The organism is Rahnella sp. Larv3_ips, from assembly GCF_003697865.1.
Taxonomy (GTDB): domain Bacteria; phylum Pseudomonadota; class Gammaproteobacteria; order Enterobacterales; family Enterobacteriaceae; genus Rahnella; species Rahnella rivi.
The window spans coordinates 57,583-70,697 of the sequence record NZ_MJIB01000014.1; the positions used below are offsets into that span (position 1 = coordinate 57,583).

The 13,115-nt window shown below is 56.7% G+C and carries 11 protein-coding genes; 1 reads left to right on the plus strand and 10 read right to left on the minus strand.

Translation table 11 applies throughout. The features are described from left to right. The first annotated feature begins 34 nt into the window (after positions 1 to 34). A complete protein-coding gene (locus tag ED901_RS16965; protein ID WP_162997888.1) occupies positions 35 to 772 on the plus strand; it encodes a hypothetical protein in 738 nt (245 codons plus the stop codon). Positions 773 to 847: 75 nt separating this feature from the next. Here ED901_RS16965 and ED901_RS16970 read toward each other — a convergent pair whose 3' ends face one another. The 10 genes from ED901_RS16970 to ED901_RS17015 form a co-directional block, all read right to left on the minus strand. Then, positions 848 to 1,315, minus strand: coding sequence for a hypothetical protein (locus ED901_RS16970; RefSeq protein ID WP_162997889.1), 468 nt, complete (start codon positions 1,313 to 1,315; stop codon positions 848 to 850). Positions 1,316 to 1,496: 181 nt separating this feature from the next. Next, a complete protein-coding gene (locus ED901_RS16975) occupies positions 1,497 to 2,609 on the minus strand; it encodes a VasL domain-containing protein (protein ID WP_122096606.1) in 1,113 nt (370 codons plus the stop codon). Continuing rightward, positions 2,596 to 5,130, minus strand: coding sequence for a type VI secretion system ATPase TssH (gene tssH / locus ED901_RS16980; protein WP_122096607.1), 2,535 nt, complete (start codon positions 5,128 to 5,130; stop codon positions 2,596 to 2,598). Before tssH ends, ED901_RS16975 begins: the two co-directional genes overlap by 14 nt. Before the next feature lie 19 nt (positions 5,131 to 5,149). Then, positions 5,150 to 8,581 carry a type VI secretion protein IcmF/TssM N-terminal domain-containing protein gene (locus tag ED901_RS16985; protein ID WP_122096608.1) on the minus strand — a complete coding sequence of 1,144 codons (3,432 nt, stop codon included), beginning with the start codon at positions 8,579 to 8,581 and terminating at the stop codon, positions 5,150 to 5,152. Positions 8,582 to 8,587: 6 nt separating this feature from the next. Then, positions 8,588 to 9,205 carry a DotU family type IV/VI secretion system protein gene (locus ED901_RS16990; RefSeq protein ID WP_122096609.1) on the minus strand — a complete coding sequence of 206 codons (618 nt, stop codon included), beginning with the start codon at positions 9,203 to 9,205 and terminating at the stop codon, positions 8,588 to 8,590. Next, positions 9,202 to 10,581 carry a type VI secretion system baseplate subunit TssK gene (gene tssK, locus ED901_RS16995; protein WP_122096610.1) on the minus strand — a complete coding sequence of 460 codons (1,380 nt, stop codon included), beginning with the start codon at positions 10,579 to 10,581 and terminating at the stop codon, positions 9,202 to 9,204. Before tssK ends, ED901_RS16990 begins: the two co-directional genes overlap by 4 nt. Position 10,582: 1 nt before the next feature. Next, positions 10,583 to 11,230 (minus strand): type VI secretion system lipoprotein TssJ, encoded by a 648-nt coding sequence (gene tssJ, locus ED901_RS17000; RefSeq protein WP_240993955.1) that lies wholly within the window; start codon positions 11,228 to 11,230, stop codon positions 10,583 to 10,585. Further along, the gene (tssA, locus tag ED901_RS17005; protein WP_122096612.1) at positions 11,227 to 12,300 is read right to left on the minus strand and encodes a type VI secretion system protein TssA; all 1,074 of its coding nucleotides are present in this window, start codon (positions 12,298 to 12,300) and stop codon (positions 11,227 to 11,229) included. The genes tssJ and tssA overlap by 4 nt, the downstream gene beginning before the upstream one ends. A 25-nt stretch (positions 12,301 to 12,325) precedes the next feature. Beyond that, a complete protein-coding gene (locus ED901_RS17010; RefSeq protein WP_056772571.1) occupies positions 12,326 to 12,625 on the minus strand; it encodes a PAAR domain-containing protein in 300 nt (99 codons plus the stop codon). Then, on the minus strand, positions 12,625 to 13,107 hold the full coding sequence (locus tag ED901_RS17015; protein WP_122096613.1) for a hypothetical protein: 483 nt from the start codon (positions 13,105 to 13,107) through the stop codon (positions 12,625 to 12,627). The genes ED901_RS17010 and ED901_RS17015 overlap by 1 nt, the downstream gene beginning before the upstream one ends. Positions 13,108 to 13,115 lie beyond the last annotated feature (8 nt).

A 13,115-nucleotide genomic window follows, 5' to 3' on the forward strand; every position in this document is an offset into this window, starting at 1 on the left:
TTTTATTCACTTTTCAATAATGGATTATATCGCTATGCCTGGGCAAAAAAGTATCTGTGAAAGTATATTAGACTATTGTTATTCGATTTGGGTTGCACCCAAAGAGGAGTATTACCCCTCCTCTGATGACGAGGATTGTGCCATCTCACGCAGGAGGATCTCTAAACGTGATAAAGCTCATATTTCAGAAATGGAAATCAGAAATCGGAGAAAGCAATCTCAAAAGAAAGCGAATCAAAATCTTAATAAAGCCAGGGTGCAGAATGCTCAACCCGCGCCTCAAAATATTGTCGACATGTTCCCACGGCTGCCCGGTTTTTTCCCAGAATTCGGTGAGCGGACCGTTTCAGCCTCGACATTCAGACATGTTGAAGTGGAAAGTAAAAAGAGCAAATGGCGTTCATCGCCTGATATTTCTGGAGTGGGTGCGGAATCAAAGACTTCTAAAAAGAACAGTAAATCTTCTCTCAATTCACTTACCCAGATCCCAGAGCAGAAACGTTGGACAATAGATGAAACGCATTTGGTTTTCTTTGAAAATGAGAAGAGATTATTTGATAAATATCAAGAGTTTATCGATTTGATCACAAAGTATAATGTGAGCCCGCTGGACCGTGAATTCGAACAAAAACGTTGGGACGTCAAACTGACTCATCAGAAGATCGGCTATAAACTCTGGAGAGCAAAGCTAACAGATTCTGGCCGGGTAAGCTTTTTAGTTAATGCAAAGGACAGGGTTGTCGAAATCTATACTGTGGGCAAGCATGACTAACCTCGTTTAAACGCACTTTCAACGTGCGGAGTGAAAACCTCTCCGCACACGCTTCATTTTACATTCGTCACGCGGTCAGATAACCAATCCTGTTGCGACATTTTTACGGGCGATGACTCTGTTAATCAGCTGACCATTGAGTCTGTAATGTATCGGCAGGAAGGGGATGTCTTTAAGGTAAAAGATATGTTCTCCGTCCCCTTTTTCGGGGCTTAGCCCGGAAAGATTCAGAACATAACAATAACGAATTTTATTTTGCCACGACTGATACGGGGCGTTTCCGAAAATAAGCGGGGCATAACGGGCACTGTTCTGCCTCATCAATTCCGGCGCAATATCAGTCAGATAGATCCGGCATAAACCTGCGGGCTGGCCGTGTTCATTTTTATTACTGGCGTTAATGGCGTTATCACGTCTGATACCCTGCATACCGGCTTCATTAGTATAATGGAAATAAACATTTCCTTTATTGCTGTTTTCAGAAAGAAAGTATGGCGGTTCCAGAAAGGTTTTAACCTGTTCAGTAATGAATTTTGATTTCACAGGCAGCGCCGACGGGCGGGTATAAGGATGGAACGATCTTTTCATTTAATATATCCCTTATTCAATGAATATCATCAGGTGAATGTGTCTTTCGATATTTCCTTTGATTTGGAAACGGCTATGCCCGCCGGTTAAAGGTCAGGCATATTGATTCCAAAACGTTGTGATTATTTCTGTGCGGCTACTGTTTATTCGTTAAAAGTATCAACCGGCTGTTTAACGCCTCGAGATGTTCAGCAATTTGTTTAATCTCGGCGTTGCTGACGGGTTGCTGTTTGTCGAGCTTACGTTGCAGATCATCCAGTTGCGCCTGCACCGGTTCGCCACCCTGCTGGAGTGTCTGGCGCATCTGATATATCGCGGTTTTCAGCTCAGAAATCGTCATATAGGGTTTGCGCTTTTGTTCAGCTTCCAGCAAACGCAGCTCGACACTGTTTAGCTGGTTGTTCACCAGCGCCCAGCTGTTGATGTCCGGCAACGTGGCACTCAGTTCGGTGTGATGATTTTGCCAGCGGGCCGAGAATGCATTCCCAGGCCAGAGCGCATTCAGGCGGATCGCCGCTGAGGGTTGCGCCAGCCAGTTCAGGGTACTCATCACGCATACCGTGACCGCAATGCCCACGCCGCCGCCGCAAAGCCAGGCTTTCCATGGGCGTGGCGCAGGCAAGGGTGCCGGTTTGACCACCGGGATTGCAGGAGGCGTTACCGGCGCAGGCGCGACGTCGGGCATGGCCGGTTTCGCCATCAGGGCGCGCTTTTGCAGCGTCTGTCGGCTCGATTGCAGATAGTCGAGCAGATTGCGCAGGGGAGCCTGACTGCGCGATTGCAGGGCCAGCGCGTGTTCCAGCATCATCGACACCGCCCCTTCAAGTTGCTGAAGGGTATCGACTTCTGCGCTGTTTAGCGGCAGACCGTACAGGCTGGTCGCCGCATGGGTGGAATACCATTCGATAATTTGCTGACGCAGATCGGTTGCGGCCACCGGCGGCCAGCACTGGCGCTGCTTCTTGCCAAAACCTTCCGCCAGCAGCAGTGTGGCATTCGCCATACCCGCCCAGCCGTGGCGCTGGCAGCTGATCAGACAAAACCAGACGCCGCTTTGCAGGTCGTAGCCGTGGCGCTGAAAAATCTCAAGGCACTGGTTTTCCTGCGTGAGCCACCATGACCGGTCGTGCACGTGGCCTTTCCAGCCGTTCACGCTGTTACTGAGCAGTAAAAACTCGTGATGATGACGGGGATCGTGGCAGCTGATTTTCACGTCGCCCGGCGTCACGCTGTAATTAACTTTTGTCATGAGCCCTCCATGTCACGAGTTTATCCTTGCTGACGCCAATCTTCAGGCCGCCCCGGACGGGTTTCTCATCCTGCAACAGGGTGTCGGTCAGCAACGGCAGAATGTGCCGGTTCAGTGCCTGATCGATATCACGGGCACCGCTCTGCATCACCTGACAGAGTTCTGCCACCCAGCTCACCACGCTCTCGCTGTAACTCAGTTGCACCTCGCCGTTGCTGGCGGCGTGATAGCGCTGGCAGATGCGATCCAGCTTCAGCCTGATGATTTGCGCCAGCGTTTTCGGTTGCAGCGGCAGGTAAGGGATCAGCGTGACGCGCCCCATCAATGCCGGGCGGAACACGTGCTCGAACTCCGGGCGGATCAGCGTACACAGGGCTTCCGGCGACGTTTCCCCTTCGGCGCAGGCGGCGGTGATTTTCGCGCTGGCCAGATTAGATGTCATGATAATCAGCGTGTTACGGAAGTTGATTAACTGACCTTCCGCGTCTTCAATCATCCCTTTATCGAATACCTGATAAAACAGCTCCATGACGTCCGGGTGCGCTTTTTCCACTTCGTCGAGCAGCACGACGCTGTACGGATTGCGTTTCACCGCCTCGGTCAGCACGCCACCCTGACCGTAACCGACATAGCCCGGCGGCGATCCTTTCAGGCCGGACACGCTGTGTGCTTCCTGATATTCCGACATGTTAATGGTCACCAGACTTTGCTCACCGCCGTACAGTAAATCTGCCAGCACCAGCGCCGTTTCGGTTTTACCGATACCCGATGAACCTGCCAGCATATACACCCCGGTCGGTTTCAGCGGATCGTTCAGATTGGCGCGGCTGATGCGCACTTGGGTGGCGATGGTGGAGAGCGCGTGGCGCTGGCCGATAACCCGCTGCTCCAGGCGGTGAAGTAATTCGCCCAACTGTTGCTGTTGTTTTTCTACCATGCGGCCAAGTGGCACACCGGTCCAGCCGGAAACCACATCGGCGATACAGGTGGCATCAACGCACTCAAACACCAGCGCATGAGCCTCATGCAGCTCAGCCAGCTCCCTGCGCCAGGCGGCGATAGCGCTCTCATCACGACTTTGTTGCAGTTGCTGCACCAGACTCTTTTGCTGCTCCCACAGGGGCCGGAGATGGGCGAGATCGGCCAGCAGCTCCGTTTCCCGCAGCGCCAGCGTCGCCAGCCGCTGATCGTGCTGTCCTTCCTTTTGTAAAGCCTCGCGCTCGGTATGCAGATTGCTGAGCAGGGCGTTGATGTCTTCAATCTCTTTCGGATGATGCGACTGGGACACCGCCACGCGGGCGCAGGCGGTATCCAGCAGGCTGACGGATTTGTCCGGCAGTTGTCGCCCGGCGATATAACGGCTGGAGAGATTGACGGCGGCATGGATCGCACTTTCGAGGATCTGCACGCCGTGGTGGCGAGACATGGCCGGTGCAATGGCACGCAGCATGGCGGTGGCGCTGTCGATACCCGGTTCCGCCACCTGTACCAGCTGGAAACGGCGGGTCAGCGCGGCATCTTTCTCAAAATACTTTTTGTATTCCGCCCACGTTGTCGCCGCCACCACGCGCAGTTCACCACGCGCCAGCGCCGGTTTCAGCAGGTTTGCCGCGTCGTTTTGTCCGGCCTGACCGCCCGCGCCAATCAGCGTATGGGCTTCGTCGATAAACAAAATGACCGGCTGAGGCGCGCTGGCGATCTCTTTCATCAGCGCCTGTAAACGGTTTTCAAATTCGCCCTTCACGCTGGCTCCGGCCTGTAACAGACCGAGATCCAGCGTCAGCACGTCCATCTGTCTGAGCACCTCCGGCACATTGCCAGCGGCGATACGCAGCGCCAGGCCTTCCACCAGCGCGGTTTTCCCCACACCGGGTTCGCCGGTGAGAATAGGGTTGTTCTGACGGCGACGCAGCAGGATGTCGATCATCTGACGTATTTCTGCTTCGCGCCCCAGCACCGGATCCAGTTCACCCTTACGAGCCTGAGCGCTCAGATTGCGGGTAAATTTGCCGAGTGCGCTGTTGCTGCTCTGCGTGGCCGGAGACGCTGCATTTTCGCGGGTGTTGCACGCGTCAAGCAGCAGCTGTTCCGCTGCATCCCGCTGGCAGTTCAGCGCCTTACGCACGCCGCTGGTTAACGACGGTGCGGTGTTCTCTTCCAGCAGACAGGCCAGCAGGGCGGCCGGGGCGAGCTGGGTGTGTCCCCAGCTGGCGCTGGCGTGCAGCCAGGCTTTTTCCAGCCACTGAACCAGCCCGGTCGAAAAGACCGGCGCGCGGCTGTTGCCGCTGCGAAAGGTGTTCAGCGCCTGCTGGGTGGCGCTCAGCAAGGCATCCGCCGCCAGACCTGCGCCTAAATTCAGGCTTTCCATCAGATCGCTGTGCTGGACAATCACCGCCAGCAAAAGATGCTCAACGTCCACTTCATGGTGAGTGCGCGAAATCGCCTGACTGACGGCGGCATCCAGACAGCTGCGGCTTTCCGGGGTGAGTTTGTCAACGATGCGTTTTAAATAGCTGCTCATAAATATCCCTTTTATTCAATTACCGGCAGTCAGCCGCGTTTTCCGGAAGCTCGGACATGCGCCCGCGCAGTGCTGCCGAGGGGGTCTGGCTTTGCTGCTGCTGTTCCAGCGCCCGTTTTTGTTCGTTGAGAGCGTCCACTTGCTCAGCAACATTTGCCCAGCCCACCCAGGCATTTTGCAAAATGGCCTGATCCGCCAGTTTAAAGCGCACCAGCACATGTTTGATGTTCAGCGCGGTCAGCGAATCTGCATTGTCATCAAAATCCCGGGCATCAAGCAGTGCTTCGCCACCGGCGAAATTCTCGAGAAAATCAGGCCACGCGCTGTCTCCGGTATAACGATAAGACGCGGTGAACGCGGGGAATTTCACGTCAATGTTGACGGTCTGGCACTGGCCGGGATACCAGATGAACTGGGCCTGTTCGGCGAAGTTCATGCTGTCGAGAACTTTGCTGCCGTTCGTGCATTCCAGCGTAAGACGGACACCGGTTGGGATCAGGCGCGCGCCTTCCGGCACGGTTGCCGGGCCGCTGACGATGGCGAGGCTATAAGGTTTTTGCTCCAGCACTTTTTTCTGCTGCGTCAGTTGCTGCAGTTGGTCGTCCAGCACGGAAAGCTGGTCGGCGTTCTGCGTGTTCTTGCGCTGTGGAACATCGAGCACGTCTTCAGGATTGAGCATATAGCGGGCGATCCGCACAAACTCTTCGTTCAGCGGCAGCGTCTGGCCACGGAACTGACCCGGCTGCGGCCCTTCATCGCTGACGATCAGCAGCCCTTTGGCGGGCCCGCGCACGAAGTCGGCAAGATACTGCCAGGTCAGGCTTTGCTGGGAAGCGTAATCCTGCCCGATGGCGTTTTTACTCATCGGCCACATGATTTTGCTGTGCCACTGTTCATTGAGCCAGCAGGCGGAACGTGCCAGCGCGTGGGAGAGCAGCGCACTGGCATCGCTTTTATACAGCGTCCAGACCGCTTCAACGCCCGCTTCATCGCTGTGCGTTTGCATCGCTTTGTGCAGCTGGTCAAAACTGGCGAACAGGGTGACCAGCGGGTTAACGGTTTTTGCATCGGTCTGGGTCGCGAACAGCCCTTGCGTCAGCACCGGGCTGAGCGCCGCCTGATTCAGTGCTTCACCGGTGGCGGCGGTCAGCGCGGACTGCCATTTCAGCCACACTGCGGTTTGCGGTACCGCTGACGTGGCGGACGTGGCGGAAGATCCGCCTTGTAACCATTTCTTCAGCCCTACGCGCAGTTTCGCATCGGCCCGTTGTACTTTTTGCAGGGTCGGGTGTACCGCCGCCTGCGACGGAAGTTTTTGTAACCGGCGCAGCTCACTCAGCCACACCTGGGCATGGCTGTCCGGGATGTTGTCGAGTTCAAAGGCGATGCGTTGTGCGAATTTAATCCCAGGGCTCTGCCCCTGGCTTAGCGCAATCAGCTGGCTCTGCGTCAGCGAACGCGGCTCACTGTTTTGAAGCCACGGGGTCACGGAAAGCAGCAGGTCACGCCACGCGTTCTGGCGCTGAACCGGTAACGTCTGCATGAAATGCCGGAGCAGCGGTTCCTCTGTCCGGCCACCCGCCTGATTGATCAACGCCACCCATTCGGTCAGTTGCGCTTCGCCCTGACGTGTCCAGATGCCTGACAGCGTCTCCTCATCCGGCGTTTGCGGCCAGAACTCCCGGGTCTGAAACGCTGGCAGTGAATCAGCCGGTGCCACCAGCCATGCCAGCGACTGATCGTAATTGATCAGGGTGGATAACAGGCGGTGCAGCGCTGCCAGATGCTCTGCGCTCATCGGCTGTTGCATCACCCAGCGCTCCTGCGCCAACCGTGCGTGTTCGGTCGCCGCCGGATCTGGCGCGTTGAGCCGCAGGGCATCAGGGATTGCCGGTTGACGGCTGAGTGCGTCGAGTGTGACGTTGTCACGCATGTCCTGTCGGGTGATGATGGTGTGCGCCAGATCCAGCACCATCTGGCGCTGAGCCTGTGCAGAAGCATCCATAAACGCCTGCTGATACCCTGAAATCATCTGCGTGCTGCTGAGAACCTGTGGCGGCAGCGTGGTCATCAGACGCTGTTCAATCAGCCGGTGCTGGTAATTGAGTACGGTGGAAAACGGCAGGTAAACCAGCGGTGCGCTGTGGCGGCTTTCGTTTTTGACCAGTAATTCTGCCAGCGATGCCGAGGAAAGCGTGGCGTAGTTGCGCTGCATTAATCCGGCGCTTTTCACCGCGCTGTAGCCAAGCGCGATGACACAGCCGAGCAGCAACAGACGCCCGGCCATCAGGCGGACTCTTTTATTGTGCTGCCAGAGCACGTCGCGGGTGCTGCTGAACGCAGGCAGATAATGCATCAGCAAATCGTGGACAAAATAGGAGGTACGGCGACTCTTGTTTTTATCCTGCTGCTCACTGGCCGTAAACCATACGCCGCCAAGGGAGGTATTGGTGAAGTAGGCGTTGGGCTCACACAGCGATGCCAGGAAAACCAGCAACGGATTTTGCAGCCCGATAAACGCTTCCGGGAAATCAAGCAGCGCCGCACGCACGTCGGGCGCAACTGGCGTACCGGCCATGCTGAGGCGGGCGAGATCGAAACCGTTTTTCAGTGCGGTAACCAGCGGCAGCAGGGTGGAAGCATCTTTGCCGTCGATGTCCGGTGGCGTCTGCCAGTAATATCCCAGCACCTGTTGTTGCTGTTCGGCGGAAAGGTGTTGCGTCCACAGGCTGAACGCCGGGAATTTGTCGCACTGGGTGATGGTGATATACAGCGGCAACTGGCGTTTAAGTTTGCGCATCAGCGGCTCGATTTGCGCGCGGATTTTGCGGGCTTTATCGTGCAGCGTGCTGATATCGTCATTCATCAGATCGGTCACGGACAGGCCAATCATCACGCCTGCCGGCGCGGGGACTTTCGCCATCCAGCCAACCAGTTTTCCCCATGCGCTCTGGAACGCAGGCGCGCCGGTCAGGAAATTCCCGGAAAGATCGAGGAAACAGACGTTGCGGAAAAACCACCAGCGCAGGGTATAGGTCGGGACAACGGTGTTATCCCCTGCGTCGTTTGAAAACATCGGCAGACCGGAACCCGCCAGCAAAGAGGTTTTGCCGCAGCGGTCCCCCAGCAGCAGATACCAGGGGATCGGCGGGCGTTTGCGCTGAATACGTTTCACCACCGCCGCACCGGATTTCCAGTGCTCAAACAGCACGTATTCCCGGCGGGAAAGGCGAAACTTCTGGAAGAAACGGTTAACTCTCTTCTCTTTAATCAGCAATGTGAACCAGAGGAGTGCGCCCCACAGCAGCACACCGGCCACCAGCACACCCAGCCAGACCAGTAAAATGGTGCCCGTACTCCATTCCAGCCACAGCCCGACGGTGCAGCAAAACAGAAACACCAGGCACAACAGCAGCAGCCATCCGGCAAAAACGAATAATTTTTTCAGCATACGTTCTTATGAAAAATAAAGGGTCTGAAGAAGTACCAGGGTGGCGTGAATCAACGCGATACCCAGCACGGCAAGGATGATGCGGCTCTTTGAGGACGACGCGAGCGAGCGTTTGCGCAGGATCACCGGCGTTATCTCTGCGTCATTCGGCCATGTCTGCCATTCCTGCGGCAGACACAGGCTCCGCTGGCTGTCAATCAACGCCGACAGCGCCGGTTGCTCCTGCCCGGTGCTGTATTTGCCGTGAAAACCGTGTTGCAGGCAGAACAGAAACACCTGTCGCGCCTGCAAATGCTCTTCTTTCAGGTGGCTCAGCCGGGCAAAGAACATCTCGCCGCCGATGGCGGTCTGGAAATATCGGCGTTGCAGCAGATCGCTGCGCCAGTTTTGCGCGAAGGGCAGGGTGGAACACAGCACGGTTTCATCCAGCCAGACAACCACAGCGAAGAACGCCTGATCCCGTTCAAAATCTGAAATGTCGTGATGCTCCGCTTCCTGCACCGCCTGTTCGAGCCGGGTGATGCAAAGCGCGTGGAATGTGCCGTAATCCTCGAAAAGCTCGGGCTGATGGGCAAAGCGGGCGGCCAGTTTAAACACCGGTAAATAGCAGTCGATCAGTTTCATTGTGATGGCACCATGAACACCAGTTGTACCTGTAAATCTTCGGGCGCATCGGCCCAGTAGAAAGCGATACTTTTCTGCTGTTCAACATGTTTCCAGGCGTGTTCATGTTGGTTCAGCACGAAGTAATAGGAGTCTTTGCGGTTGGGGACGCCGCGCGGTGACGGGTTTTCCCATTGCGAGGAAATGCCGGGTAACGCGTGCTGAATGAGCGCGCTGATGGCTTCCTGGCTGGCGATTTTGAACTCGCCGCCGCCGGTGAACTGAACGTGCCAGGATTCGAGTTTTTCCGAACGCAACAGCAACAGGACTTTGCTGCCCGCCGGGGCTTTGGCTGTCAGCAACTCGCCGCGGTAAATCTTCTGGTCATCAGGTTTGAGCGTGACGTAAGTGTTGTCTTCCAGCGCCAGCCCGTTGAGCAGGGTGATCAGCGTTTTTTTGACACTGTTAAAACAGTCAATTAAACGGTAGTGATCGTAAGGCAGCAGGGCGGCGCCGCCATCATGCCATTCGCCATTAAACGAGCACATGTCGTTGAACGAGGAGATCTCCCCCACCAGCTGGATCAACAGTCCGTAGATATGCCACGGATGCAGGGCCGGTGCGCGGCAATAATGTTCGAGCAGCGGCAGCGCGCGGTTTAACGAGCGCATCGCCAGAAGCTGTGTGATGTCACCGGCGCTTTTGCCGATGTCACTCAGGTGCTCCGGGCGTTTATATTCTTCGAGTTTATGGGCGCGGCTGCTGAGTTCGGCGCGTATCCCTTCCAGCAGATTTTTGAGCGCCGGTGAGCCTGCCAGCGTGACAGCGGGCGGGCTGAAACGCGGATCGAGCATGACGCGGTCGTTGTCATAGCGCAGTTGCAGCAGTGGCAAACATTCGCAGTCGACGGCAGTTTCTTTCTCTTCTTCGCTCAGAATGCGCACGTTATACGCGATGCGTGGCACGGCACTTTCAGGGCCGTCGTGATAGACGTCCTTCATCACGCCATCGCCGCTTTGGTTGATCCAGCGGCTGCTGGTGCCTGTGCTGACGTTCGGATGACCGGGGTCGAAGCGGCGCAAGGCCAGCCACAGCGTGAAGGGTTTCTCGCGCTGCTTCCAGGCATCACGAAACTGACGCGGTTCAATCAGGCAGTTACCGGGATATTCCAGATAATAGCCGGAGGGCAGGATCAGACGCAGGTGGTCGATTTTCAGAGAAAAATCCACCAGCGTTTCCGGATTGATATCGCACTGGATCACGCCGACGTTCCACGGCTGCGTCAGCTGGCGCTGCTGTGCCAGCATGTAGCTGTGATGTAAATCCACCGACTGAAAATGCTGCGGTTGCAGATACAGCCCGGAGTACCAGTAAATTTGCTGTTGTTCAGGATACATTCTATTTCTCTCCCTTCGCGGCTGCGTCGTCCGGCGTTTTGATGGCCTGAGGTTCCGTTTGCGGCTGCAGGTCTTGCGGTGAGGCATTCTTTATCAGCTGCGTGATGCTCTGGCTGCCCAGCGTGACGTCGAGGACCAGCGGCGATAATTCTGCCGTCCACTTTTTCGTCCACCAGCCGGTGCTGGTCAGGGTGACCGGAATGCTGACCATCGCCATGTGCTGCTTTTTCGGGAACGGATAGTAGCCGGCGACTATCGCGACCTGGCGGGTGTTCTCGCTGCGATCGATGTGCAGGGTGGTTTTCTGGCCGGGCATGGCGGCGTAGCGGTCAACCTTCAGAATGTCATCCTCGGCGCCGGCACCGTTAAACAGGCTTTTTAGCTGGGCCGGATTCGAGAGGATCTTATTGAGCGAGCTGGCTTTTTGCGCCTGAATGACCAACACCGTGCAGCTGTTGGCGATCTCGTTCCAGGCATTCAGGCCGGGTTCAGCGTTAATACTGAGGGTGATCCCGCCCTGAGCAAACGGCGCGGTGACCTGATCTGCCGCCTGCTGCTCCGCAGAGACGCTTTTCGTCTGATCGCCGGAGCAACCCGAGAGCATCAGCCCGAGAGTCAGGAGTAATAACGTCGTCCTTAAGGCTTTCACTCTTGCTGTCCTTTTAACACGTTGTTGATTTCCCGCAGGCTGCCGCTGTCGGTGAGCATCTCTTCCAGCCATTCGGTGAGCGTCATGTTGGCCCAGCGCGCCGCACGTTCCATCAGAAAAGGTACCGGGCTTGAAGGTTCGGTCTGGCGAAAGAAGTGAGCGATAGACAACATCTGGCTGATGGCAACGTCTCTGGACATCGTCTGGCGGCTGACGGGCGCAATAAACGCCTCAGCCGGTGCCACTTCTTCCTCGGGTTGTGTCGCGTAGTTAAGGCTTAGGGTGTTGCTGGCCAGCGGAATGGCGCGCTGTGCCAGACGTTGCAGGAAATCAGCCAGATCGTTCAGCGTCTGGCGCGTCTGGGCAAACAGCGCGTGCGGTTCTTCCTGGCTCAGCGAGAAATAGCAGGATTCCAGCCGGTCGAGCTGGAGCTGTAACCGTTGCAGAATCTCATCCTGCTGACTGATTTCAATCGAGGAAAACGTCGCCGCGAGACTGTCGAAACTCTCCATGGTCAGATCGCCTTCTTTGGCAATCAGGTCGTCACGGGAATCCGGCCAGGTGCAAATTTTGTGCTCGAACGCCAGCACCTTCTGCCAGTGCGCCAGCGCCGACTCGGGTTGCCTGAGCAGCGGGCGGACATACAGCGCCTGGCTGATATCGCGATCAAGACGGCTGAGTTTGCCATAGCGGAATGTGGCGCCATCATCGTCCAGCGCAGGCCAGCACTGAAACCAAAAGTGGGTGATGAATTCACTGAGAAACTGAAAGCCCGTTTCCGTGCCTTCAATGCCTTGCAGATGGGTCAGCGCCTCGGCAAACCAGCAACTGACCTGCAGATCTTTACTCTGCTGTGTCAGTGCCGTGACGCACAATGTGCGCACTTTGTGCCAGTCTGCCCGGCGCGGTTCAGCAATCGTCCATTCATCCTGCGGAAGGTAGTCCGGGTCGCTCTCCCGCGCTTTGCGGATATCATCATAAATTTGTTCATACTCCAGGTTGATGCCTGCCGGATTTTCCGGGCTGACGGGCATCAGAAGAGCGGCTACTTCTGGCTGAATGGCTGACATGCTTTTTTATCCAATAAAAACGTATTTAACCGATGAGAACTTTCGGGCAACCCATGACGATTGTGCCGCCGTGGGCACAGCTGTCACCCATGCGGGCGGCAGGTTTTTTGCCGATCAGGACTTTGAAACTGCCCATGACGATGCTGTCCGGCGGGCCTACGCAAACGGCCATTGACCCCACGGTGGCGGCAGGCATGCCGCCGATCAACACGGTGGGCACGCCAGGCGGCAATATCGGGCCACCCACATGGGGGATGGGCGGCAATCCGGGCGTGACCATCGGGCAAACGTGCATATCTGAAACGCGGGCTGCGGGTTGTGCCATTAGGCTTTCTCCTGATGGATCCACTGAGTCAGCAGTTGGCGCGTGCCCTCTGCCGGTGTTTCGGGGTCGCCTGCGGCCAACATCAGCAAGACGCAGCGACGCATTTCCGGGCTCAGATGGGGCTGCGGATAGACCGGCTCCAGCCCTTCCGGGCTCATGCTGCCTTGCGACCAGAACAGCGACAGCGCAATCGCACCCGCCGGCGTTTCAAAACCGAGCGTGTCGGCGTGATGGAAAATCTGCCAGCGCAGCTTCTCGTCGGGTTCGGCGTACCAGCGCTGCATTTCATCCAGCAATGACGCCGCCGCCGGTTGGGCTGAACCGCGCAAAATGCGGATCAGCCACAGGCTTAACGCGCGCGGCGAAGCCTGCTGAACCCACAGCGTGAGCGCCTCTTCCCACTGCCCGGCGGCGATTTGTTGCTGCGCATCCTGATGCCAGTGCGCCGCCCCCGCACTGTGGGGATAACCGTAATCGGACATGATGCCTC